Genomic DNA, 23,861 nt, shown 5'->3' with positions numbered 1-23,861 from the left:
CCGCAAACGAGACCCGACCACGCAATGCGTGGTCGTTTTTGTTTTATCCGATAATCACGTAGTGGTGTTAATTTTAAAACTCATTCCAGTGAATGAAATGTAATAAAAAGCAGCTATACTTATCCGCTGAAAAAAGGGGGAAAGTCTTTTGCCTGCTCCCGGACCCCACCCTTCACCACACCGTATCGCGACGGTGGTTAAAAATGAATGACCCCTCATTTTAATTTACCCTTATTTGATAACCGTCAACGCCATCATAAAAACATGTTCTTAACATCGATTTTACCATGCATCATCAAATGCATACACAATTAACATGTAATTGTAAAATTGATTTAAATCAAGATGTAAACCTTGGAAAAATGCACGATAAAGCGGTAAATTGTCGCGGATCAAAGTGGTCGAAATGAGTCATCTTAGCTATATATTGATCAACGTCGAAAAACGTAAATCCGACTCAATAAAAACCTGTTTATTGTAAGGGTTTTACGGCGTAATATATTCAAGGGATCAATTTGGGTTTTTTATTAACGTATTTGTAACCTTTGCTCATCGTCGTTTTCACATCGTGACAGCGGCAGCGAAGCGGGAAGCAAATAAATTTGTATTGGGGCATGCGTGTGAATCCTTTCTAACGGGATCCACTCTCGGAGTCTTCATGCGATGAGCAAGGAGTCATGATGTTAGATATAGTCGAACTGTCGCGCTTACAGTTTGCCTTGACCGCGATGTACCATTTCCTTTTTGTGCCACTGACGCTCGGTATGGCGTTCCTGCTGGCCATTATGGAAACGGTTTACGTCCTTTCCGGCAAACAGATTTATAAAGATATGACCAAGTTCTGGGGCAAGTTGTTTGGTATCAACTTTGCGCTGGGTGTGGCTACCGGTCTGACCATGGAGTTCCAGTTCGGGACTAACTGGTCTTACTTTTCTCACTATGTGGGCGATATTTTCGGTGCGCCGCTGGCCATTGAAGGTCTGATGGCCTTCTTCCTCGAATCCACCTTTGTAGGTCTGTTCTTCTTCGGTTGGGACCGTCTGGGCAAAGTCCAGCATATGGCGGTGACATGGCTCGTTGCGCTGGGTTCAAACATGTCCGCGCTGTGGATCCTCGTCGCGAACGGCTGGATGCAAAACCCAGTCGCCTCCGACTTCAACTTTGAAACCATGCGCATGGAAATGGTGAGCTTCTCTGAGCTTATCCTGAACCCTGTTGCACAGGTGAAATTCGTTCATACCGTGGCTTCTGGCTACGTTTGTGGCGCGATGTTCATCCTGGGTATCAGCTCCTACTATATGCTGCGTAACCGCGACTTCCCGTTCGCTAAGCGCTCTTTCGCCATCGCGGCGAGCTTCGGTATGGCGGCTATCCTCTCCGTTATCGTGCTGGGTGATGAATCCGGTTACGAAATGGGTGACGTGCAGAAAACCAAACTGGCCGCTATTGAAGCTGAATGGGAAACGCAGCCGGCTCCGGCGTCGTTTACGTTGTTTGGTATTCCGGACCAGGATGCGCAGGAAAACCACTTCTCAATTCAAATTCCTTACGCGCTGGGCATCATTGCTACCCGCTCGGTCGATAAACAGGTTACTGGTCTGAAAGACCTGCTGGCGCAGCATGAAGAGCGTATCCGTAACGGGATGAAAGCGTATTCTCTGCTGGAACAGCTGCGTTCTGGTTCTAACGATCAGACCGTTCGCGATGAGTTCAACAGTGTGAAAAAAGACCTGGGTTACGGTCTGTTGTTGAAACGCTATACCCCGAACGTCTCTGACGCGACGGAAGCACAGATTCAGCTGGCGACCAAAGACTCGATTCCTCGGGTTGCGCCGCTGTACTTCGCCTTCCGTATCATGGTTGGCTGCGGCATCATTATGCTGCTGATTATTGCGGCGTCGTTCTGGTCGGTGATTCGTAACCGTATCGGTCAGAAAAAATGGCTGCTGCGCACCGCGCTGTACGGGATCCCGCTGCCATGGATTGCTATCGAATCCGGTTGGTTTGTGGCGGAATATGGCCGTCAGCCTTGGGCTATCGGTGAAGTTCTGCCAACCGCTGTGGCGAACTCATCCCTGACGACCGGCGATTTGCTTTTCTCGATGCTGCTTATCTGTGGTCTCTACACCGTGTTCCTGGTGGCTGAAATGTTCCTGATGTTCAAGTTTGCACGTCTGGGACCAAGCAGCCTGAAAACCGGTCGTTACCACTTTGAGCAGACCCCAGCGTCTACTCAGCCGGCACGCTAAGACAGGAGTCGTCAAATGTTCGATTATGAAGTATTGCGTTTTATCTGGTGGCTGCTGGTTGGCATTCTGCTGATTGGCTTTGCGGTCGCCGACGGTTTCGACATGGGGGTGGGCATGCTCACCCGTTTCCTCGGTCGTAACGACACCGAACGTCGAATCATGATCAACTCCATCGCCCCGCACTGGGACGGTAACCAGGTGTGGCTGATCACTGCAGGCGGCGCGTTGTTTGCCGCCTGGCCGATGATCTACGCTGCGGCGTTCTCTGGTTTCTACGTGGCGATGATTCTGGTGCTGGCATCATTGTTCTTCCGTCCTGTCGGTTTTGATTACCGTTCCAAGATTGAAGACAAACGCTGGCGCAACATGTGGGACTGGGGCATCTTCATCGGTAGCTTCGTTCCACCGCTGGTGATTGGCGTAGCGTTCGGTAACCTTCTTCAAGGCGTTCCGTTCCACCTCGATGAGTACATGCGTCTTTATTACACCGGCAATTTCTTCCAGCTGCTGAACCCGTTTGGTCTGCTGGCCGGTATTGTTAGCGTGGCGATGATCCTGACTCAGGGCGCGACCTATCTGCAAATGCGTACCGTTGGCGAGCTGCATCTGCGTGCTCGTGCGACTTCTCAGGTTGCAGCGCTGGTTACGCTGGTGTGCTTCGCACTGGCAGGCGTTTGGGTGATGTACGGTATTGATGGCTACGTGGTGAAATCTGCGCTGGACCATACGGCACCGTCTAACCCGCTGACAAAGGAAGTGGTTCGTGAAGCCGGTGCGTGGCTGGTGAACTTTAAAAACATGCCGATTCTGTGGGTAATCCCAGCTTTGGGTGTGGTTCTGCCGCTGCTGACTGTTGTCATGTCACGTGCGGAGAAGGGCGCCTGGGCGTTCATCTTCTCTTCACTGACTCTGGCGTGCATCATCCTGACTGCCGGTGTAGCCATGTTCCCGTTCATCATGCCTTCCAGCACCATGCTGAATGCAAGTATGACCATGTGGGATTCCACCTCCAGCCAGTTGACGCTGAACGTGATGACTTACGCGGCCATGGTGTTCGTTCCGATTATCCTGCTGTACACCACCTGGTGTTACTGGAAGATGTTTGGTCGTATCACCAAAGAAGACATTGAACGCAACACCCATTCTCTGTACTAAGTAAGGAGCAACGTATGTGGTACTTCGCATGGATTCTGGGAACGCTGCTTGCTTGTGCATTTGGTGTGATCACCGCACTGGCGCTCGAGCACATTGAGTCTGGACAACAAGAAGATCATTAATGAGTAAAATTATCGCGATGTTATATGCGGTAATGGATAAGGGCCCATTACGGGCCCTTTCGTTACTGATGGCACTGGTTTTAGCAGGGTGCGTTATCTGGGACCCGTCGCGCTTTGCGGCGAAAACCAGCGAACTGGAAATCTGGCACGGTTTTTTGATCATGTGGGCCGTGTGTGCTGGTGTGATTCATGGCGTCGGTTTTCGCCCGAAGGCGATTCACTGGCAGGGCATTTTCTGCCCGCTGATTGCCGACCTTGTTCTCCTCGCCGGACTGTTTTTCTTCTTCGCCTGATTCAGAAACATCCGTTAATCGTTATGGGCTTGTACAAGCCCATAAAAATTTACTCTCCGTTTACTTTCTCCCATTCCAAACCAGCATTCCCGCGCGTATAGTAGCGAAGTTTGAAAGGCCTACACATTTGTTGCATTACCGGGATGTAAAGTGAATACAACGCTATATACAAAATCATTCATGATGCGTCGAGGCGGCAAGACCGGGAATCCCCTGGAACTTACATCAGTAAGTGACTGGGGTGAGTGGTCGACGCCAACAAAGAGGCAGCCTGAATGAGTCAGTATATATTTCGATGGCCGGTTCGTGTCTATTATGAAGACACCGATGCCGGTGGTGTGGTTTACCACGCCAGCTACGTCGCTTTTTATGAAAGAGCACGCACTGAGATGCTGCGCCACCATCACTTTAGCCAGCAGGTTCTGTTGGCCGAACGCGTTGCCTTTGTGGTACGCAAGATGACGCTGGAGTATTTCGCCGCTGCAAGACTCGATGACATGCTCGAAGTCCAAACGGAAATTACAGCGATGCGGGGCACCTCTCTGGTGTTCACGCAGCGGATTGTCAACGCAGAAAACAAGGTACTCAACGAAGCTGAAGTACTGATTGTCTGTGTTGATCCACTCTTAATGAAGCCTCGTGCGCTTCCCAAGTCTATTGTCGCGGAGTTTAAGCAGTGACTGACATGAATATCCTTGATTTGTTCCTGAAGGCGAGCCTTCTGGTTAAACTTATCATGTTCATTTTGATTGGTTTTTCAATCGCGTCCTGGGCAATCATCATCCAGAGAACGCGCATCCTTAACACCGCCAGCCGCGAAGCTGAAGCGTTCGAAGACAAGTTCTGGTCTGGGATTGAACTCTCTCGTCTGTATCAGGAGAGCCAAGGCCGTCGCGATAATTTGACCGGCTCAGAGCAAATCTTCTACAGCGGTTTCAAAGAGTTTGCGCGTTTGCATCGGGCGAACAGCCATGCACCGGAAGCTGTCGTGGAAGGGGCCTCGCGTGCGATGCGTATCTCCATGAACCGTGAACTGGAAAACCTTGAAAACCACATTCCATTCCTTGGCACCGTGGGTTCCATCAGCCCGTATATCGGCCTGTTTGGTACGGTGTGGGGGATCATGCACGCCTTCATCGCACTCGGCGCGGTAAAACAGGCGACGCTGCAGATGGTCGCACCGGGTATCGCAGAAGCTCTGATCGCTACGGCGATTGGTCTGTTCGCGGCAATCCCGGCGGTAATGGCGTACAACCGCCTGAACCAGCGCGTGAATAAACTGGAGCTGAACTACGACAACTTTATGGAAGAGTTCACCGCGATTCTGCACCGTCAGGCGTTTACCAGCAGCGAAAGCAACAAGGGGTAAGCCATGGCCAGAGCACGTCGTGGACGCGGACGTCGCGAGCTGAAGTCCGAAATTAACATCGTTCCGCTGCTTGATGTGTTGCTGGTGCTGTTGCTGATCTTCATGGCGACAGCGCCGATCATTACGCAGAGCGTGGAAGTCGATCTTCCAGATGCAACAGAGTCTCAGGCCGTCAGCACCAATGACGATCCGCCGGTGATTGTGGAAGTTTCCGGAATCGGACAGTATAGCGTCAATGTGGGTCAGGATAAGATGCCACAATTGCCGCCAGAGCAGGTGGTTGCTGAAGCTCAGCGTCATCTGCAAGAAAATCCGAAAACCGTCTTCCTGATCGGTGGCGCGAAAGATGTGCCTTACGATGAAATCATTAAAGCGCTGAACCTGTTGCACAGCGCGGGTGTGAAATCAGTGGGTTTAATGACCCAGCCAATCTGACCCGCCTGACAGGCTAACAGTTTTTGGGAACCGAGAGTGTCAAAGGCAACCGAGCAACAAAACGAAAAGCTTAAACGCGCGATCATCGTCTCAGTCATTCTGCATATCATTCTGATTGCACTGCTGATTTGGAGTTCGTTCGATGAGCACATAGATGCTTCGGCAGGCGGAGGCGGTGGCTCGTCTATTGACGCGGTAATGGTCGATCCAGGTGCGGTCGTTCAGAACTATAATCGTCAACAGAATCAGCAGGCCAGTGCGCGTCGTGCCGAAGAGCAGCGTGAAAAACAGGCACAGCAGCAGGCGGAAGAAATGCGTGAAAAGCAGTCCGCCGAGCAGGAACGCCTGAAACAGCTCGAACAAGAACGTCTGAAGGCACAGGAAGAAGCCAGTAAGCAGGCTGATGCGCAGAAGCAGGCTGAAGAGTCTACGAAGAAAGCGCAAGAGCAGCAGAAACAGGCGGAAGAAGCCGCAGTGAAAGCCGCTGCATTGGCGAAAGCCAAAGCGGATTCACAGGCAAAAGTTGCAGCAGAAGCCGCGAAGAAAGCCGCCGCTGATGCTCAGAAAAAAGCCGAAGCAGAAGCGACTAAAGCCGCTGCTGATGCACAGAAAAAAGCAGAAGCCGAGGCGGCGAAGAAAGCTCAGCAAGACGCTGAGAAGAAAGCCACCGCGGATGCCGCGAAGAAAGCCGCTGCCGCTGAAAAAGCTTCTGCGGCGAAAGCAGCCGCTGCAGAGAAAGCCGCCGCCGATAAAGCGGCCGCAGACAAAGCTGCCGCTGCCGAGAAAGCAGCAGAAAAGGCTGCCGCCAAAGCCGCTGCGGCTAAAGCTGCCGCAGCCAAGAAAGCAGCCGAAGCAAAAGATGCTTCTGGTGTCGACGACCTGCTGGGTGATCTCAGTTCAGGTAAGAATGCACCGAAAACCGGTGGTGGGGCGAAAGGAAGTAATGCCGCCGCGGCCGGAAGCGGTAACACTAAGAACAATGGCGCATCAGGCGCTGATATCAGTAACTATGCCGGGCAGATAAAATCAGCCATCGAAAGCCGTTTTTATGATGCTTCTTCGTATACCGGTAAGGTATGTACATTACGTATCAAGCTGAATACGGACGGTACGTTAGCGAATATCACGTCTGAGGGGGGGGATCCGGCGCTTTGTACTGCCGCACTGGCAGCAGCAAGGCAAGCGAAGTTCCCGAAACCGCCGTCAGAAGCCGTATATGAAGTATTCAAAAATGCGCCACTGGACTTCAAACCGTAATTCAGATTTCCCCGTTTGCGCGGGGAAAAATGAACCAGGCAAGTCACAGGGTTTTGGTAGTTTTGTGTATTTGAGTTTGTTAACATTCTGCTAAATTATCGTGGGCTTTCCGCCTGGATAAGGGAGATATGATGAAGCAGGCATTACGAGTAGCATTTGGTTTTCTGATGCTGTGGGCAGCTGTGCTGCACGCAGAAGTACGTATCGAAATCACTCAAGGGGTGGATTCGGCACGCCCAATCGGCGTTGCGCCATTTAAATGGGCAGGCCCTGGCGCTGCACCTGAAGATATCGGCGGCATTGTGGCTGCAGACCTTCGCAACAGCGGTAAATTTAACCCGCTTGATCGCTCTCGACTGCCACAGCAGCCGGGTAGTGCACAGGAAGTTCAACCGGCGGCATGGTCTGCACTCGGCATTGATGCCGTTGTTGTCGGTCAGGTTACGCCTAACCCGGACGGCTCTTACACCGTTGCTTACCAGCTGGTGGATACCGGCGGTGCACCGGGTACCGTTCTGGCTCAGAACTCGTACAAAGTGAACAAGCAATGGCTGCGTTATGCGGGCCATACTGCCAGTGATGAAGTGTTCGAGAAGCTGACCGGCATTAAAGGTGCGTTCCGTACCCGTATCGCTTACGTGGTGCAGACCAACGGCGGCCAGTTCCCGTACGAGCTGCGCGTATCTGACTACGACGGTTACAACCAGTTTGTCGTTCACCGTTCTCCGCAGCCGCTGATGTCCCCGGCGTGGTCTCCGGATGGCTCTAAGCTTGCGTATGTCACCTTCGAAAGCGGTCGTTCAGCACTGGTTATTCAGACGCTGGCAAACGGCGCTATTCGTCAGGTTGCTTCGTTCCCGCAGCACAACGGTGCGCCAACGTTCTCACCTGATGGTTCTAAACTGGCCTTCGCATTGTCGAAAACCGGTAGCCTGAACCTGTATGTGATGGATCTGGGCTCGGGTCAAATCAGCCAGATTACGAACGGTCGCAGCAACAATACCGAACCAACCTGGTTCCCGGACAGTCAGAACCTGGCCTTTACCTCTGACCAGGCCGGTCGTCCGCAGGTGTATAAAGTTAATGTTAATGGCGGTACTCCGCAGCGTATTTCCTGGGAAGGTTCTCAGAACCAGGATGCTGACGTGAGCACTGACGGTAAATTCATGGTGATGGTGAGCTCGGCTAATGGCCAGCAGCACATTGCCAAACAAGATCTGGCAGCGGGTGGCGTACAGGTTCTGTCGTCAACGTTCCTGGATGAAACGCCAAGTCTGGCACCGAACGGCACAATGGTTATCTACAGCTCTTCTCAGGGGATGGGATCTGTGCTGAATCTGGTTTCTACAGATGGGCGTTTCAAGGCGCGTCTTCCGGCTACTGATGGACAGGTTAAATTCCCTGCCTGGTCGCCGTATCTGTAATAATAATTAATTGAATATTATAGGAATCAAAGAAATGCAACTGAACAAAGTGCTGAAAGGACTGTTGATCGCTCTGCCAGTTATGGCTATCGCAGCGTGTTCTTCCAATAAGAATGCAAGCAACGATCAGAGCGGCGAAGGCTTGACTGGTGCCGGCACTGGTATGGACGCTAACGGTCAAGGCAATATGTCTTCCGAAGAGCAGGCTCGTCTGCAGATGCAGCAGCTGCAGCAGAACAACATCGTTTACTTCGATCTCGACAAGTACGATATCCGTTCTGACTTCGCTGCGATGCTGGATGCGCACGCTAACTTCCTGCGTAGCAACCCATCTTACAAAGTCACCGTAGAAGGTCATGCTGACGAACGTGGTACTCCTGAGTACAACATCGCCCTGGGCGAACGTCGTGCAAACGCTGTTAAAATGTACCTGCAGGGTAAAGGCGTTTCAGCGGATCAGATCTCCATCGTTTCTTACGGTAAAGAAAAACCTGCAGTACTGGGTCACGACGAAGCGGCTTACTCCAAAAACCGTCGTGCCGTACTGGTTTACTAAGAGAATTGCATGAGCAGTAACTTCAGACATCATTTGTTGAGTCTGTCGTTACTGGTTGGCATAGCGGCCCCTTGGGCCGCTAATGCTCAGGCGCCAATCAGTAGTGTCGGCTCAGGCTCGGTCGAAGACCGTGTCACTCAACTCGAGCGTATTTCCAACGCTCATAGTCAACTTTTGACTCAACTCCAGCAGCAGCTCCAGGACAACCAGGCCGATATTGATTCCCTGCGTGGTCAAATCCAGGAAAGCCAATATCAGCTCAATCAGGCCGTCGATCGCCAAAAGCAGATCCAGACCCAGCTTGATGGGATGAGCAGCGGCGCTACTGCGACGCCAGCACAGCCAGCAGCGAGCGATCAGAGTGGGACTGCGACAGCGACTACTCCAGCGCCAGCAGCAGGCGCTGGGGCGTCCGGTGTGCCGGTGCAAAGCGGTGATGCCAATACGGATTACAACGCGGCGATCGCGCTGGTGAAAGACAGCTCTCGCCAGGATGACGCGATTGCGGCATTTCAGAACTTCATCAAAAAATACCCTGACTCAACTTATCAACCGAATGCCAATTACTGGCTCGGACAGTTGAATTACAACAAGGGTAAAAAAGATGATGCGGCGTATTATTTTGCCTCAGTGGTGAAAAATTACCCGAAATCCCCAAAAGCTGCAGACGCGATGTTTAAAGTTGGCGTCATCATGCAGGACAAAGGCGACACTGCGAAAGCCAAAGCGGTTTATCAGCAGGTGGTCACCAAATACCCAGGCACTGAAGGCGCTAAACAAGCGCAAAAACGCCTGAGTGGACTCTGATGCTTACGGCATGACCTGAAATTGAAGTATTTCTGGTCATGCCGCCTGAATCATAAGCAGTTAAGCGCAGTTGTTCGAAATTTTAGTTGCGCTCAAATCTGAAACCAGTAATATATGCCGCCGTTGCCAAGGGATATCAAACATCCTGAAAGCCGCGGAAATAGTGGGTCGTTAGCTCAGTTGGTAGAGCAGTTGACTTTTAATCAATTGGTCGCAGGTTCGAATCCTGCACGACCCACCAATCGCTTAGTGGATGCGATTGTAAAACGTGAAGGATAACGTTGCGCAAGCAACGGCCCGAAGGGCGAGACGAAGTCGAGTCATCCTGCACGACCCACCACTAAAAGAAGTATCCAGCGCAGTATCGGGTGATTAGCTCAGCTGGGAGAGCACCTCCCTTACAAGGAGGGGGTCGGCGGTTCGATCCCGTCATCACCCACCACTCGGGTCGTTAGCTCAGTTGGTAGAGCAGTTGACTTTTAATCAATTGGTCGCAGGTTCGAATCCTGCACGACCCACCAATTTAACATCTTACTCAGATGTTAAGCGTGAAGGATAACGTTGCGCAAGCAACGGCCCGAAGGGCGAGACGAAGTCGAGTCATCCTGCACGCCCCACCATCTTTGAGATGGTGACGAGTGTGAAGTAGTACCTCTTCGAAGCAAGACCTTATGGGTCGTTAGCTCAGTTGGTAGAGCAGTTGACTTTTAATCAATTGGTCGCAGGTTCGAATCCTGCACGACCCACCATCTTCTCAGTGGCGTCTTCGAAGAAAATCCCGAAAGGGGTCGTTAGCTCAGTTGGTAGAGCAGTTGACTTTTAATCAATTGGTCGCAGGTTCGAATCCTGCACGACCCACCAATGTAGAAAGGCGCCCTAAAGGCGCCTTTTTGCTATATACGATTCGGGCAGGATGAGAACCTGCTGCAGGTTCGAGTCGAACGCAGTGAGACAACGGAGCTGTTTGCGGCGACGGCCCGAAGGGCGAGCGAAGCGAATCATCCTGCACGACCCACCAATGTAGAAAGGCGCTCTAAAGGCGCCTTTTTGCTATATACGATTCGGGCAGGATGAGAACCTGCATCAGGTTCGAGTCGAACGCAGTGAGACAACGGAGCCGTTTGCGGCGACGTCCCGAAGGGTGAGCGAAGCGAATCATCCTGCACGACCCACCAATGTAGAAAGGCGCCCTAAAGGCGCCTTTTGCTTTTCTACGGTTCAACAAATTCCCCACGACAATTCCCCAGATTTTCGCTATCTTGTTTAGTATATAAAACACCATCACCTAAGTACTCGCAAAACACTGCCGATTGGCGATGGTTTGGTTAAGCCAGTAAAACGAGAAGCCCAAGATGAGCGTAATGTTTGATCCGGAAGCCGCAATTTATCCCTTCCCGCCGAAGCCCGTGCCACTCAGCGCGGATGAAAAGCATTTTTATCGCGAAAAGATAAAGCGTCTTCTTAAAGAGAAAGATGCGGTCATGGTCGCGCACTACTATACCGACCCGGAAATCCAGCAGCTGGCAGAGGAAACGGGCGGCTGTATTTCAGACTCCCTCGAAATGGCGCGTTTCGGCGCTCGACACTCGGCCTCCACGCTGCTGGTCGCAGGCGTGCGCTTCATGGGCGAAACGGCAAAAATCCTCAGCCCGGAAAAAACCATTCTGATGCCAACGCTGAATGCAGAATGCTCCCTCGATCTGGGCTGTCCGATTGATGAATTCAATAAATTCTGTGATGCCCACCCGGATCGCACGGTAGTGGTGTACGCCAATACTTCAGCCGCGGTCAAAGCACGCGCTGACTGGGTGGTCACGTCGAGCATTGCTGTTGAACTGATTGAACATCTGGACAGCCTCGGAGAGAAAATTATCTGGGCCCCGGATCGTCATCTGGGTCGTTACGTCCAAAAGCAGACTGGCGCAGACGTGCTTTGCTGGCAGGGCGCATGTATCGTGCATGACGAGTTTAAAACGCAGGCGCTGGCCCGCATGAAGGCGCTGTATCCCGAGGCGGCGATTCTGGTACATCCGGAGTCACCACAGTCGATTGTCGATATGGCCGACGCGGTAGGTTCAACCAGCCAGCTGATTACGGCTGCGAAAACGTTGCCTAATCCGCAGCTGATCGTCGCCACCGACCGTGGGATTTTCTATAAGATGCAGCAGGCGGTACCCGATAAGGAATTGCTGGAAGCGCCAACCGCGGGAGAGGGCGCGACCTGTCGTAGCTGCGCACATTGCCCGTGGATGGCTATGAACGGCCTGAAAGCCATCGCAGACGGCCTGGAACACGGTGGCGCTGAACATGAGATACATGTTGATGCCGCGCTGCGAGAGCGTGCTTTGCTGCCGCTTAATCGGATGCTGGATTTTGCAGCTACACTACGTTCATAAACATGTTCATCAGCACGCCCATAAAACCTTTTGGCTGACAGGACGGAGATAAAATGGATTTCTTCAGTACACAAAATATTCTGGTCCACATCCCGATAGGCGCAGGCGGTTACGACCTGTCGTGGATTGAGGCGGTGGGAACCGTGGCCGGCCTGCTCTGTATCTGGCTTGCCAGCCTTGAGAAAATCAGCAACTACGCTTTTGGCCTGCTTAACGTCACGCTATTCGCGATAATCTTTTTCCAGATTCAACTCTATGCCAGCCTGTTGCTGCAGCTGTTTTTCTTCGCTGCGAATATTTACGGCTGGTATGCCTGGTCGCGGCAAACCAGCCAGAATCAGGCTGAACTGCAAATCCGTTGGTTGCCATTACGCAAAGCGCTTGCCTGGCTGGCGGTGTGCGTGGTGGCCATCGGGCTGATGACCGTGTTTATCAATCCTGTTTTTGCCTTCCTGACCCGTGTGGCGGTCTCAGTCATGCAAAGCGTGGGGCTAAACGTCGCGATGCCCGAACTGCAGCCGGATGCCTTCCCGTTCTGGGATTCCTGCATGATGGTGTTATCGATTGTGGCGATGATCCTGATGACCCGCAAATACGTCGAAAACTGGCTGCTGTGGGTGATTATCAACGTTATCAGCGTGGTAATTTTTGCGCGACAGGGCGTGTATGCGATGTCGCTCGAATATCTGCTGTTGACGTTTATCGCGCTGAATGGGAGCCGGATGTGGATTAATAGCGCGCGTGAACGAGGCTCTCGCGCGCTTTCCAATTAATGGTGGTGATGGTGCGGGTGTTCGGCCTGTGTTTCGTTAAGATGGCATTCTGGGCCGCTACAGGGCTGGTATTCCATCTGGATAGTGGCATGCGCTATCTGATAATTATGTTCCAGATAGTGCTGGATTTTATCCAGCAGCCCGTCGTGATCGTGCGGCGGAATCACGTGCACGTGTAAGGTCATCACCGGTTTTTCACCGACCAGCCAGATGTGAACATGATGCACATCGCGCACTTCCGGGATTTCACGGCGCAGCCCGCGCTTGAGCGCGCCGATATCCAGCGAGCCGGGCGCACCTTCCAGCAGTTCATTCACGCTCTCTTTCAGCAGTTGCCAGGCGCTGCGCAGCACCAGGCATGACACCAGAATGGACAAAATCGGGTCAATGGGCGTCCAGCTGGTGGTCAGGATGACGATGGCCGCGACAATCGCTCCCACAGAACCGAGCAAATCACCGAGAACATGCAGGGCTGCGGCGCGCACGTTCAGGTTTTTCTCCTCGCTCCCGCGATGCAAAATCCAGAATGACAGAATATTGGCTAACAGACCTGCTATGGCGATGATCATCATGGTTGCGCCAGCGACAGGCTGCGGATGGCGGAAACGCACGATCGCTTCCCAGACAATCAGGACCGTTATCAATACCAAAGCGATCGCATTCACGAACGCAGCAAGGGTCGTCAGTCGCAGCCAGCCAAAAGTGTGGCGTGAATTCGGTGGACGGCGAGCGAAATGCACCGCCATCAGCGCGAAGAGCAATGCGGCGGCGTCGGTCAGCATGTGCCCGGCATCGGCCAGCAGCGCCAGTGAACCGGAGATAAGCCCGCCGATCACTTCGACTACCATAAAGCCTGCGGTAATGAGGAACGCCAGCAGCAAACGGCGAGCGTTCCCGTTATCGGCCTGCGGTGATGGGGTGTGGGAATGTGAATGCGCCATACACAAATCCTGCCAAATTTAAGTGTTAGTGCATGACATGATTACAGATATTTAGCCATTTCGCATACAAATAAAAAAGGAGAGCAAGGCTCTCCTTTTGGGGAAGGGCGGAACGGGGATTACTGCGTAGTACCATCGGTTTTGGTATTCACATCGTTGTTCATGCCGTCACCGGTTTCAACTTTCTTGTTGATATCCGGGCATTTACCGTCTTTACACATCGAGTTTTTGTGGATCTCATCTTTGCTCATGTGCTGCGCATCACTGCTGGATCCGTTCGGGTGCAACATCGTGCCGCTGGACTGCGTGTTCACATTGCTGTTATCGACACCATTTGGCGCAATATTCTGATGGGCATCGGGTGCCATCTGACCCGCATCGGCCGCAGAATTCGCCTGGCCGTTGTTATCGGAAGCGCTGTCGGCAGCGAAAGCCGCCCCGCTTATCATCGAAAGGGTTGCTGTCAGGAAAATCGTTGCCAGTGTATTGTTTTTCATGGGGATGCTCCTGTTATGGTCGTTAGGTCGGATAACTTCTTCCAACAGTGCATAACTGCCTGTGCGCGTCGCGACATGGCTAAAGATTCCGCAATACTGATTTATGTCAGTCTGGAATCCCGTTAAAGATTTAAATCTCAGCATTTACACTTAAAAAGTGTAGCGGAGATCTCACTTCTCGCTACTTTCTGGTGTTTTTTAGGGGAATTCCAGGAATTATCCTGCTCGAGTGTAAAAGCCCGTTTACACTTTCAGGCCGACAAGTTAGATTGAAGGCATTGCACTCAATTATATAAGTATGGCAACGCTGGAAAGATCATGAATTATCAGAACGACGACTTACGCATTAAAGAGATCAATGAGTTATTACCTCCTGTAGCGCTCCTTGAGAAATTCCCTGCCACTGAAAATGCGGCCAACACGGTTTCTCACGCGCGTAAAGCGATCCACAAGATCCTCAAAGGTAACGACGATCGCCTGTTGGTGGTGATTGGTCCGTGCTCGATTCACGATCCTGTGGCAGCGAAGGAATACGCGAACCGTCTGCTCACGCTGCGCGATGAGCTGAAAGGCGAGCTGGAAATCGTCATGCGCGTCTATTTCGAGAAGCCGCGTACCACCGTGGGCTGGAAAGGGCTGATTAACGATCCGCACATGGACAACAGCTTCCAGATCAATGACGGCCTGCGTATTGCGCGTAAGCTGCTGCTGGAAATCAACGACAGCGGTTTGCCAGCGGCGGGCGAGTTCCTCGACATGATTACCCCGCAGTACATGGCTGACCTGATGAGCTGGGGCGCAATCGGCGCGCGCACAACGGAATCTCAGGTTCACCGTGAGCTGGCTTCCGGTCTTTCTTGCCCGGTTGGCTTCAAGAACGGTACTGATGGCACCATCAAAGTGGCGATTGACGCGATCAACGCTGCCGGTGCGCCGCACTGTTTCCTGTCGGTCACCAAATGGGGCCATTCGGCGATTGTGAACACCAGCGGGAATGGCGACTGCCACATCATCCTGCGCGGTGGTAAAGAACCAAACTACAGCGCGCATCACGTGGCAATGGTCAAAGAAGGGCTGCAGAAAGCAGGCCTGCCATCTCAGGTGATGATCGATTTCAGTCACGCCAACTCCAGCAAGCAATTCAAAAAGCAGATGGACGTAGCGACCGACGTTTCGGGTCAGATTGCTTCCGGCGAGAAAGCGATTGTCGGCGTGATGATTGAAAGCCATCTGGTGGAAGGTAATCAGAATCTGGAAGGCGGTGAGCCGCTGACCTACGGCAAAAGCATCACTGATGCCTGCATTGGCTGGGACGACACCGACGCGGTTCTGCGCCAGCTGGCTAACGCCGTTAAAGCGCGTCGCGGTTAAGCTCAACGCCCGGTAAAACGGGCGGATTTGCTGAATAGCGGGCAATAAAAAAGCGTGGAATGCTCCACGCTTTTTTTATGTCTGGCGAAAACTTACTTCGCTTTACCCTGGTTGGCAACGGCAGCTGCTTTAGCTGCGATTTCGTCAGCGTTACCCAGATAGTAGTGTTTGATAGGCTTGAAGTTTTCGTCGAACTCATACACCAGCGGTACGCCAGTTGGGATGTTCAGTTCGAGAATTTCGTCTTCACCCATGTGGTCCAGGTATTTCACCAGCGCACGCAGGGAGTTACCGTGAGCGGCGATGATCACGCGCTCGCCGCTTTTCAGGCGTGGCAGAATGGTTTCGTTCCAGTAAGGCACAACCCTGTCGATAGTCAGCGCCAGGCTTTCTGTTACCGGCAGCTCTTTGTCGGTCAGCTGCGCGTAGCGCGGATCGTGGCCCGGGTAGCGCTCGTCATCTTTGGTCAGTTCTGGCGGGGTAATGGCAAAACCACGACGCCACTGCTTAACCTGCTCATCACCGTATTTTTCAGCGGTTTCTGCTTTGTTCAGACCCTGCAACGCGCCGTAGTGACGCTCGTTCAGTTTCCAGGATTTCTCAACCGGCAGCCAGGCCTGATCCAGTTCGTCCAGTACGTTCCACAGGGTGTGGATGGCACGTTTCAGCACAGAGGTGTAAGCAAAATCAAAGCTGAAGCCTTCGTCCTTCAACAGTTTCCCTGCTGCTTTCGCTTCGCCAACGCCTTTCTCAGACAGATCAACGTCATACCAACCGGTGAAGCGGTTTTCATTATTCCACTGGCTTTCGCCGTGGCGAACAAGCACAAGCTTAGTTACAGCCATACTGTTACTCCTGAACTAGATTGAATGATAACAATTCTCATTATATTGCCGCCTCGCGACGGACGGCAACGCTTATCCTTAACCATAGCGAAAATAGCGACGTAGTGTAAGCGGCTTGTGAATTGGACGTTGTCTTTTTGTCGTTGACTGGCGCTACTTTCAGCAATCTGGCGAAAAAAAAGCCCTCCTGACGGAGGGCAGAGATTACAACGAGGTAAACTGGTATTCGGTGATGCTGACGTATTCTTCCCCCGGCAGCAGCACGCAGTCCGGCTGTGGGAATTCCGGGTGATTTGGGCTGTCAGGCAGACATTCGCTTTCGAGCGCCAGCCCTTGCCAGTCGGCATACGGCTCGGTTTCGCGCGACAGTGTGCCGCCGAGATAATTACCGGTGTAGAACTGAAGCGCCGGCGCGGTGGTGTAGACTTTCAGCTGCAGCTTTTCATCCGCAGACCAGACGGTCGCGGCGGCCTGCGACAGTTCGCCCTGGGTCGAGAGTAAAAAGGCATGGTCGTAGCCTTTCATCTGACGCTGATCGTCATCGCTCAGGAACTCGCTGGCAATGATTTTGGGCTGGCGGAAATCGAAGCTGGTTTGCGCCACGTCTTTCAGGCCAGTGCGCGGAATACCCATGTTATCTACCGGCAGATACGCCTCAGCCGCAATGTGCAGCTTATGTTTGCGCACGTCGCTCTGACCGCCATCAAGGTTGAAATAGACGTGGTTGGTCAGGTTTACCGGGCAGGCTTTATCCACCGTGGCTCGGTATTCAATGGCAATACGGTTGTCTTCGGTCAGACGGTAATGCGCTGTGGCGCTAAGATTTCCTGGGAAACCCTGGTCACCATCGGCAGATTCCAGCGCAAACAACACTGATTCATCATTCTGATTCACAACCTGCCAGCGACGCTTATCAAACCCTTCCGGGCCACCGTGCAGCTGGTTCGGGCCCTGGCTCGGGGCCAGTTCATAGGTCGTGCCGGTGAGGGTAAAACGGCTGTCGGCGATGCGGTTGGCGTAACGACCAATCGACGCACCCAAAAACGCCGCCTGCTGCGAATACTGTTCCGGGCTGGCGCAGCCGAGAAGAGCTTCGCGTACCGAACTGTCCTGCATCGGAATGCGCGCGGACAGCAGCGTTGCGCCCCAGTCCATTAATGTCACGACCATCCCCGCGCTATTGCGCAGGGTAAGCAGGCGGAAGGGCAGGCCATCTGGCGCCAGAGTGGGAATTTCTTTTAGCACTGGCCCGCTCCTTGTGATGCTTTGCAGACGTAGAAGGTTTCTTTGATGCCGGTTTTCGCTTCATATTGCTTAGCGACAGCCTCTTTCACTGTCGGCACCAGCGCTTCTGGTACCAGCGCCACGATGCAGCCGCCAAAACCGCCGCCGGTCATTCGCACGCCGCCCTGATCGCCGATGGTGGCTTTCACAATCTCGACCAGCGTATCAATCTGTGGAACGGTGATTTCAAAATCATCGCGCATTGACGCGTGTGATTCTGCCATCAGTTCGCCCATGCGTTTCAGGTCGCCTTTCTCCAGCGCTGACGCGGCTTCAACCGTACGGGCGTTTTCGGTCAATACGTGACGCACGCGTTTGGCAACGATAGGGTCCAGCTCATGCGCCACGGCGTTGAATTTTTCCAGCGACACATCGCGTAAAGCGGGCTGCTGGAAGAAGCGGGCGCCGGTTTCACACTGTTCGCGGCGGGTGTTGTACTCGCTGCCGACCAGGGTGCGCTTGAAGTTACTGTTAATGATGATAACCGCCGCGCCTTTCGGCATCGACACGGCTTTGGTACCGAGCGAACGGCAGTCCAGCAGCAGCGCGTGGTCTTTCTTGCCCAGCGCAGAAATCAGCTGATCCATAATGCCGCAGTTACAGCCAACAAACTGGTTCTCCGCTTCCTGGCCGTTCAGCGCAATTTGCGCGCCGTCGAGCGGCAGATGATACAACTGCTGGAAAACAGTACCGACCGCCACTTCAAGCGAGGCAGAAGAGCTCAAGCCCGCGCCCTGTGGCACGTCGCCGCTGATGACCATATCGACGCCGCCGAAATTGCGGTTACGCTTTTGCAGATGTTTCACCACGCCGCGCACGTAGTTGGACCACTGCTGGGTATCGTGGCTGATGATTGGCGCATCAAGCGAGAATTCGTCGGTCTGGTTTTCGTAATCGGCTGCGATGACACGCACGGTTCTGTCTTCACGCGGCGAGCAGCTGATCACCGTCTGGTAATCAATGGCGCAGGGCAGCACGAAACCATCGTTGTAGTCGGTGTGTTCGCCGATCAGGTTCACGCGGCCAGGCGCCTGAATCGTATGGTTGGCAGGGTAGCCAAATTTCTCAGCAAACAGGGACAGGGTTTTCTCTTTCAGACTCATTATTTTTATACTCCTGATTCGCGATAGTGGACGTCACTGACGGCGCGCAGACGTTCGGCGGCTTGTTCTGCCGTCAGGTCGCGCTGGGTTTCTGCCAGCATTTCATAGCCGACCATGAATTTGCGCACGGTGGCCGAGCGCAGGAGCGGCGGATAGAAATGGGCGTGGAGCTGCCAATGAGAATTATCTTCGCCATTGAACGGCGCGCCGTGCCAGCCCATCGAGTAAGGGAAGGAACACTGAAACAGGTTGTCGTAACGGCTGGTCAGTTTTTTCAACGCTAACGCCAAATCACTGCGTTGAGCATCGGTTAAATCGGTAATACGCAGCACGCGCGCTTTTGGCAGCAGCAACGTTTCAAACGGCCAGGCTGCCCAGTAGGGAACGACCGCCAGCCAGTGTTCCGTTTCCACCACGGTGCGGCTACCATCGGCCAGTTCACGCTGCGCATAGTCGACCAGCATCGGCGAACCCTGCTCGTCGAGATAGGCCTTTTGCAGTCGGTCTTCTCGCTCGGCTTCGTTCGGTAAGAAACTGTTAGCCCAAACTTGACCGTGCGGATGCGGGTTGGAGCAGCCCATCGCCGCGCCTTTATTCTCAAAAACCTGCACCCACGGATACTGCTGACCCAACTCCGCTGTCTGCTGTTGCCAGGTTTGTACCACTTCTTCCAGCGCGCTGACGCTCAATTCAGGCAGCGTTTTGCTGTGATCGGGTGAGAAGCAAATCACGCGACTGGTGCCGCGAGCGCTTTCACTGCGCATCAGCGGGTCGACGTTTTGCGGCGCGTCTGGCGTATCGGTCATCAGCGCGGCAAAGTCGTTGGTAAACACGTAAGTACCAGTGTACTGCGGGTTGGTATCGCCAGTGACGCGGGTATTGCCTGGACACAGGAAACAGTCAGGATCGTGTTTCGGCAGTGTTTGTTTGGCAGGCGTTTCTTGCGCCCCCTGCCAGGGACGCTTTGCGCGGTGCGGAGATACGAGGATCCACTGCCCGGTTAACGGGTTAAAACGGCGGTGCGGATGATCGACGGGGTTAAATTGCGTCATGACAGGTCCTTAGTCGGTGTAACCCTGCGGATGACGCGATTGCCAGTGCCAGGTATCCTGCGCCATTTCGTCGAGAGTACGGGTAACATGCCAGCCGAGTTCGCGGTCAGCTTTGCTCGCATCGGCCCAATAGGCCGGGAGATCGCCATCGCGACGCGGGGCGAAGTGATGATTGACCGGTTTGCCGCAGGCTTTGCCGAAGGCGTTAACCACGTCCAGCACGCTGCTGCCGACGCCGGCACCGAGGTTGTAAATGTGTACGCCTGGTTTTTCAGCCAGTTTTTCCATCGCGGTAACGTGGCCGTCGGCCAGGTCCATCACGTGGATATAGTCACGCACGCCGGTACCGTCTTCGGTCGGGTAGTCGTTACCAAAAATAGCCAGCGATTCACGACGACCGACGGCAACCTGCGCGATATACGGCATCAGGTTATTCGGAATGCCCTGAGGGTCTTCACCCATGTCACCTGACGGGTGCGCACCAACCGGGTTGAAGTAGCGCAGCAGCGCAATGCTCCATTCCGGCTGCGCTTTTTGCAGGTCGGTCAGGATTTGTTCAACCATCAGTTTGCTTTTGCCGTAAGGACTTTGTGGGGTGCCGGTCGGGAAACTTTCAACGTATGGGATTTTTGGCTGGTCGCCGTAGACGGTGGCAGAAGAGCTGAAAATGAAATTTTTAACGTTTGCGGCGCGCATGGCGGCGATTAAACGCAGGGTTCCGTTAACGTTATTATCGTAGTATTCCAGCGGCTTCTCGACGGACTCGCCCACGGCTTTCAGCCCGGCGAAATGGATAACGGTGTCAATCGCGTGGTCATGCAATACTTCGGTCATCAGCGCTTCGTTGCGAATATCGCCTTCTACGAAAACGGCCTGTTTGCCTGCCAGGCGTTCAATCACCGGTAACACGCTGCGCTTACTGTTACAGAGGTTATCCAGAATGATGACGTCGTGGCCTTGTTTCAGTAATTGCACGCAAGTATGGCTGCCTATGTAACCGCTACCACCCGTAACCAGTACTCTCATTTTTCGCTCCATCAGGCTTATGGTATGTAATAAGACTAGCATAACAGAGATGCGAAAAGTGTGACATGGAATAGATTAGTGGAATCGTTTACACTGCCAGTTTCCATCCTGAATGCCGAACGTTTTGCATTATAAATCAAGGCAGGTACGAAGGAGGGATACTCTTTATCCGAAAAACGGGAGCGCGAGGCTCCCGATGTGGGTGTAAGGGTTACAAAGGACCGACGGCGTAGCCGTAGCCTTCCGCCTGTGACACAAATTCCAGACGATGCGTAATGCAGTCCGGCGCGTCTTCAGCGTGGTGTGACACGAACAGCAGCTGGGTTTTGCCTTCACCAATTAATACGTCGATAAAGCGCCGTACTAACTGGCGATTGAGCGGGTCCAGTCCCTGAAGCGGTTCATCCAGGATTAGCAAGGTGGGGTGCTTCACCAGTGCGCGAACGATCAGAGCCAGCCGTTGTTGTCCCCACGACAGACTGTGGAAGGGTGCATCAGCGGTGCGATTGTCGATACCCAGAATGTCCAGCCAGCCCTGAGCCAGCTTATGCTGCTTGTCAGATACCGCCTGATAAATCCCAATGGAATCAAAAAAACCAGAGAGAATCACGTTACGCACGTTAGTGCTGACGCGGTAATCCAGATGCAGGCTGCTGCTGACATAACCGATATGTTTTTTGATGTCCCAAATGGTTTCCCCACTGCCGCGCCGACGGCCAAACAGCGTTAAATCATTGCTGTAGCCCTGCGGGTGATCGCCGGTGACCAGACTTAAAAGAGTCGATTTCCCGGCGCCGTTCGGGCCGACAATTTGCCAGTGCTCACCGGCATTTACCGTCCAGCTCAGGTCGTCGATGATGGGTTTGTCGTTATACGACACACTGCCGTGATTGAGCACAATTCGCGGCTCATCTTCCGGAAGCGAAAGGCGTGCAGACGGTGCATCGGGTTCTGGCAGCGCAATGCCGGTCAGCTTTTCGCTGTGCGCCAGTTGGGCGATCAGCGCCTGCTCTAGCAGCGCCTTTTTGGTGCCGGTTTCCAGCAGCGTACAGTCAGCGAGAACGCCTGCAAACTGCACGAAATCAGGGATCTCATCGAAGCGGTTCAGCACCAGCACCAGGGTGATGCCGTCGTGATGCAGCGTCGCCAGCAATTCCGCCAGCGCCTGACGCGAAGCCACGTCCAGCCCATCAAACGGTTCGTCGAGGATCAGCAAATCGGGGTTGCTCATCAGCGCCTGGCACAGCAGCGTTTTGCGGGTTTCACCGGTGGAAAGGTATTTAAAGCGGCGTTCCAGTAAGCCGCTAATGCCAAAACGACTGGCGAGCGTCTGGCAGCGCGCTGCGTCTTTCACGTCTTCCTGAATGATTTCTGCGGCAGTGCGGCCAGTATCATCTTCGCCAGGGCTGAGCAAATCGGTATTGTTGCGTTGCCATTCGTCACTGACCAGTTTTTGCAGCTGTTCGAATGAGAGGCGAGTGGTTCGGGTGAATTCGCTTTCACGCCCACCGGACAGCAGCGTCAGTTCGCCCGACAGCGCCCGCGCCAGCGCAGATTTTCCGCTGCCGTTGCTGCCGACAAACGCCCAGGACTCGCCCGAGCGCAGCGTTAAATTCTCAATGGAGAGCGTTTTAGTATCGCTAAGACGAAACGTGCCTTGCGAAATTTGCAATGATGACATTGTGTATCCCGTTTATTGCAGCGATTTTTATCAGGGATACGTCTTCTGGAAGCTAAAGTCAAGCCATCAGCAGAGGGTGGCGAGGATAACCCGGTCGGCGTTAAACCACGCGAGAGCCGATTCACCTTCGTGCAAATCCTGTGCTTCTTCCATTGTCATCGTTGAGCAAAGCACCTGTCCGTCGGGCAGAGTCATCAGCACCTCACATTGCTCGCTAGCGCGCTCAATATGGCTGATAACACCGGCGAGCTGGTTGTCGGCGGCTTGCGCAATCGTTGTGTCACGCGTAATGCCCACCCACGGCGCTTTCAACAGCACCAGCACTTCTTTGCCTTCTTCCAGGCCAAGACGTTCGCCGCTTTGCGAAGTGATCGCCACTTTCAAACGGGTTTCGCCGTCGGCCAGCAGCACGTCGACGTGCTCCTGCACCTGATGGTGGTCGCGACGGGTAATGGTGCCGAACCACTGGTTACGGGCACTGGTTTGCAGGGAAAAGCGAGAAATGGCAGCCAGCAGGCTGTTCAGCGGCAGGGCATCGTCATCGCTGAGCACGTCGAACGCTTTCTGCTGAATTTGTGCGAGCAGGTCGTAGAGCTGAATCAGGCGCTGGCCGTAGCGGGTAAGCACCGCGCCACCACCGCCTTTTCCCCCGGTCGCGCGGTCAACCAGCGGCTGTTCGCTCAGCTGATTCATTTCGTTGATGGCGTCCCAGGCGCTTTTATAGCTGATACCTGCATTCTTCGCGCCCTGGCTTATTGAGCCAGTCACCGCAATCTGCTTGAGCAACGCGATGCGACGAGGATCGGCAAAAAGGCGCTGCTGGAGCTTAAGAGTAAGAAGAATTTCGGCCTGCATATCAATGTCCTGCTCAGAAGATAGGGTGTTGGTCAACGCTATTATTACACAGGCCATCGCACAAAAGGGGCGTGAATTTCCTGATGAACCGGTTACAATGAAGGAATCACAATGTCTGGAGCTGACCATGTTAGAGTTGTTGAAAAGTCTGGTATTTGCCGTAATCATGGTTCCCGTGGTGATGGCTATCATCCTGGGGCTGATTTACGGTCTGGGTGAAGTGTTTAACGTTCTGTCGAACGTCGGCCACAAAGATAACGGCCGCCAGCAAAACCATTGATTTCGAGACGCCCGGCACCGCCGGGCGTTTTTTTATTCTCTCTTCTCATTTAAATTCCTCTTCTTACTGCCGATAGTACCTCAGAATAAC

24 protein-coding genes, 5 tRNA genes and 2 other RNA genes are annotated in these 23,861 nt (G+C 53.4%); 22 read left to right on the top strand and 9 right to left on the bottom strand.

The window, feature by feature from the left end; genetic code table 11:
• Window positions 1-680: 680 nt before the first annotated feature.
• From cydA to pnuC, 20 genes are all read left to right on the top strand, one after another.
• Window positions 681-2,249 (top strand): cytochrome ubiquinol oxidase subunit I, encoded by a 1,569-nt coding sequence (gene cydA / locus MUU51_RS19300; protein ID WP_159774426.1) that lies wholly within the window; start codon window positions 681-683, stop codon window positions 2,247-2,249.
• A 15-nt stretch (window positions 2,250-2,264) separates the two neighbouring features.
• Window positions 2,265-3,404 (top strand): cytochrome d ubiquinol oxidase subunit II, encoded by a 1,140-nt coding sequence (gene cydB / locus MUU51_RS19295; RefSeq protein ID WP_159774138.1) that lies wholly within the window; start codon window positions 2,265-2,267, stop codon window positions 3,402-3,404.
• Window positions 3,405-3,418: 14 nt separating this feature from the next.
• Window positions 3,419-3,526: a cytochrome bd-I oxidase subunit CydX gene (gene cydX / locus MUU51_RS19290; protein ID WP_110510082.1), complete on the top strand. Its 108-nt coding sequence runs from the start codon at window positions 3,419-3,421 to the stop codon at window positions 3,524-3,526.
• Window positions 3,526-3,819, top strand: coding sequence for a cyd operon protein YbgE (gene ybgE / locus MUU51_RS19285; protein ID WP_110510081.1), 294 nt, complete (start codon window positions 3,526-3,528; stop codon window positions 3,817-3,819). The genes cydX and ybgE overlap by 1 nt, the downstream gene beginning before the upstream one ends.
• Before the next feature lie 275 nt (window positions 3,820-4,094).
• On the top strand, window positions 4,095-4,499 hold the full coding sequence (gene ybgC / locus MUU51_RS19280; protein WP_110510079.1) for a tol-pal system-associated acyl-CoA thioesterase: 405 nt from the start codon (window positions 4,095-4,097) through the stop codon (window positions 4,497-4,499).
• Window positions 4,496-5,188: a Tol-Pal system protein TolQ gene (gene tolQ, locus MUU51_RS19275; RefSeq protein ID WP_159774136.1), complete on the top strand. Its 693-nt coding sequence runs from the start codon at window positions 4,496-4,498 to the stop codon at window positions 5,186-5,188. Before ybgC ends, tolQ begins: the two co-directional genes overlap by 4 nt.
• A gap of 3 nt (window positions 5,189-5,191) precedes the next feature.
• The gene (gene tolR / locus MUU51_RS19270) at window positions 5,192-5,623 is read left to right on the top strand and encodes a colicin uptake protein TolR (protein WP_110510077.1); all 432 of its coding nucleotides are present in this window, start codon (window positions 5,192-5,194) and stop codon (window positions 5,621-5,623) included.
• Window positions 5,624-5,659: 36 nt separating this feature from the next.
• A complete protein-coding gene (gene tolA / locus MUU51_RS19265) occupies window positions 5,660-6,880 on the top strand; it encodes a cell envelope integrity protein TolA (RefSeq protein WP_258968387.1) in 1,221 nt (406 codons plus the stop codon).
• A gap of 131 nt (window positions 6,881-7,011) precedes the next feature.
• Window positions 7,012-8,304: a Tol-Pal system beta propeller repeat protein TolB gene (tolB, locus tag MUU51_RS19260; RefSeq protein ID WP_110510075.1), complete on the top strand. Its 1,293-nt coding sequence runs from the start codon at window positions 7,012-7,014 to the stop codon at window positions 8,302-8,304.
• 34 nt (window positions 8,305-8,338) lie between these two features.
• Window positions 8,339-8,860: a peptidoglycan-associated lipoprotein Pal gene (pal, locus tag MUU51_RS19255; protein ID WP_159774134.1), complete on the top strand. Its 522-nt coding sequence runs from the start codon at window positions 8,339-8,341 to the stop codon at window positions 8,858-8,860.
• A gap of 9 nt (window positions 8,861-8,869) precedes the next feature.
• Window positions 8,870-9,667, top strand: a complete 798-nt coding sequence (gene cpoB / locus MUU51_RS19250) for a cell division protein CpoB (protein WP_159774132.1) — start codon at window positions 8,870-8,872, stop codon at window positions 9,665-9,667.
• A 165-nt stretch (window positions 9,668-9,832) separates the two neighbouring features.
• Window positions 9,833-9,908, top strand: a tRNA-Lys gene (locus MUU51_RS19245).
• 125 nt (window positions 9,909-10,033) lie between these two features.
• Window positions 10,034-10,109, top strand: a tRNA-Val gene (locus MUU51_RS19240).
• A gap of 3 nt (window positions 10,110-10,112) precedes the next feature.
• A tRNA-Lys gene (locus MUU51_RS19235) sits at window positions 10,113-10,188 on the top strand.
• Window positions 10,189-10,340: 152 nt separating this feature from the next.
• Window positions 10,341-10,416, top strand: a tRNA-Lys gene (locus MUU51_RS19230).
• A gap of 36 nt (window positions 10,417-10,452) precedes the next feature.
• A tRNA-Lys gene (locus MUU51_RS19225) sits at window positions 10,453-10,528 on the top strand.
• A 31-nt stretch (window positions 10,529-10,559) separates the two neighbouring features.
• A non-coding RNA gene (locus MUU51_RS19220) (RtT sRNA) lies at window positions 10,560-10,685 on the top strand.
• Between the two features lie 31 nt (window positions 10,686-10,716).
• Window positions 10,717-10,842, top strand: a non-coding RNA gene (locus MUU51_RS19215) — RtT sRNA.
• A gap of 177 nt (window positions 10,843-11,019) precedes the next feature.
• Window positions 11,020-12,063 carry a quinolinate synthase NadA gene (nadA, locus tag MUU51_RS19210; RefSeq protein ID WP_159774130.1) on the top strand — a complete coding sequence of 348 codons (1,044 nt, stop codon included), beginning with the start codon at window positions 11,020-11,022 and terminating at the stop codon, window positions 12,061-12,063.
• 53 nt (window positions 12,064-12,116) lie between these two features.
• Window positions 12,117-12,836, top strand: a complete 720-nt coding sequence (gene pnuC / locus MUU51_RS19205) for a nicotinamide riboside transporter PnuC (protein ID WP_159774128.1) — start codon at window positions 12,117-12,119, stop codon at window positions 12,834-12,836.
• Here the strand turns inward: pnuC and zitB are convergent.
• Together zitB and MUU51_RS19195 are read right to left on the bottom strand one after the other, a co-directional pair.
• Window positions 12,833-13,777: a CDF family zinc transporter ZitB gene (gene zitB, locus MUU51_RS19200; protein ID WP_258968386.1), complete on the bottom strand. Its 945-nt coding sequence runs from the start codon at window positions 13,775-13,777 to the stop codon at window positions 12,833-12,835. The two genes, pnuC and zitB, sit on opposite strands and share 4 nt — an antisense overlap.
• A gap of 119 nt (window positions 13,778-13,896) precedes the next feature.
• A complete protein-coding gene (locus MUU51_RS19195) occupies window positions 13,897-14,274 on the bottom strand; it encodes a YbgS-like family protein (RefSeq protein ID WP_159774124.1) in 378 nt (125 codons plus the stop codon).
• Between the two features lie 318 nt (window positions 14,275-14,592).
• Between MUU51_RS19195 and aroG the strand changes: the two genes are divergently transcribed.
• The gene (gene aroG / locus MUU51_RS19190; RefSeq protein WP_159774122.1) at window positions 14,593-15,645 is read left to right on the top strand and encodes a 3-deoxy-7-phosphoheptulonate synthase AroG; all 1,053 of its coding nucleotides are present in this window, start codon (window positions 14,593-14,595) and stop codon (window positions 15,643-15,645) included.
• 92 nt (window positions 15,646-15,737) lie between these two features.
• On the opposite strand, the gene gpmA is transcribed toward aroG, so the two are convergent.
• The 7 genes from gpmA to modE all read right to left on the bottom strand — a co-directional run bounded on the left by gpmA (window position 15,738) and on the right by modE (window position 23,491).
• Window positions 15,738-16,490, bottom strand: coding sequence for a 2,3-diphosphoglycerate-dependent phosphoglycerate mutase (gene gpmA / locus MUU51_RS19185; RefSeq protein WP_110510067.1), 753 nt, complete (start codon window positions 16,488-16,490; stop codon window positions 15,738-15,740).
• Between the two features lie 204 nt (window positions 16,491-16,694).
• A complete protein-coding gene (gene galM, locus MUU51_RS19180; RefSeq protein ID WP_258968385.1) occupies window positions 16,695-17,735 on the bottom strand; it encodes a galactose-1-epimerase in 1,041 nt (346 codons plus the stop codon).
• The gene (gene galK, locus MUU51_RS19175) at window positions 17,729-18,877 is read right to left on the bottom strand and encodes a galactokinase (RefSeq protein WP_159774118.1); all 1,149 of its coding nucleotides are present in this window, start codon (window positions 18,875-18,877) and stop codon (window positions 17,729-17,731) included. Before galK ends, galM begins: the two co-directional genes overlap by 7 nt.
• A gap of 5 nt (window positions 18,878-18,882) precedes the next feature.
• Complete coding sequence (gene galT / locus MUU51_RS19170; RefSeq protein WP_258968384.1) at window positions 18,883-19,929, bottom strand: galactose-1-phosphate uridylyltransferase; 1,047 nt, start codon at window positions 19,927-19,929, stop codon at window positions 18,883-18,885.
• Window positions 19,930-19,938: 9 nt separating this feature from the next.
• The gene (galE, locus tag MUU51_RS19165) at window positions 19,939-20,955 is read right to left on the bottom strand and encodes a UDP-glucose 4-epimerase GalE (protein WP_258968383.1); all 1,017 of its coding nucleotides are present in this window, start codon (window positions 20,953-20,955) and stop codon (window positions 19,939-19,941) included.
• Between the two features lie 211 nt (window positions 20,956-21,166).
• Window positions 21,167-22,636 (bottom strand): molybdate ABC transporter ATP-binding protein ModF, encoded by a 1,470-nt coding sequence (modF, locus tag MUU51_RS19160; RefSeq protein WP_258968382.1) that lies wholly within the window; start codon window positions 22,634-22,636, stop codon window positions 21,167-21,169.
• A 66-nt stretch (window positions 22,637-22,702) separates the two neighbouring features.
• Window positions 22,703-23,491, bottom strand: a complete 789-nt coding sequence (modE, locus tag MUU51_RS19155) for a molybdenum-dependent transcriptional regulator (RefSeq protein ID WP_258968381.1) — start codon at window positions 23,489-23,491, stop codon at window positions 22,703-22,705.
• 127 nt (window positions 23,492-23,618) lie between these two features.
• On the opposite strand from modE, the gene MUU51_RS19150 reads away from it, so the two are divergent.
• The gene (locus MUU51_RS19150) at window positions 23,619-23,771 is read left to right on the top strand and encodes an AcrZ family multidrug efflux pump-associated protein (RefSeq protein ID WP_125354754.1); all 153 of its coding nucleotides are present in this window, start codon (window positions 23,619-23,621) and stop codon (window positions 23,769-23,771) included.
• The last annotated feature ends 90 nt before the right edge of the window (window positions 23,772-23,861 follow it).

Origin of the sequence: Scandinavium manionii (assembly GCF_024764775.1) — a bacterium.
Lineage (GTDB): Bacteria > Pseudomonadota > Gammaproteobacteria > Enterobacterales > Enterobacteriaceae > Scandinavium > Scandinavium manionii.
This window is presented reverse-complemented; position numbering and strand designations above follow the sequence as displayed.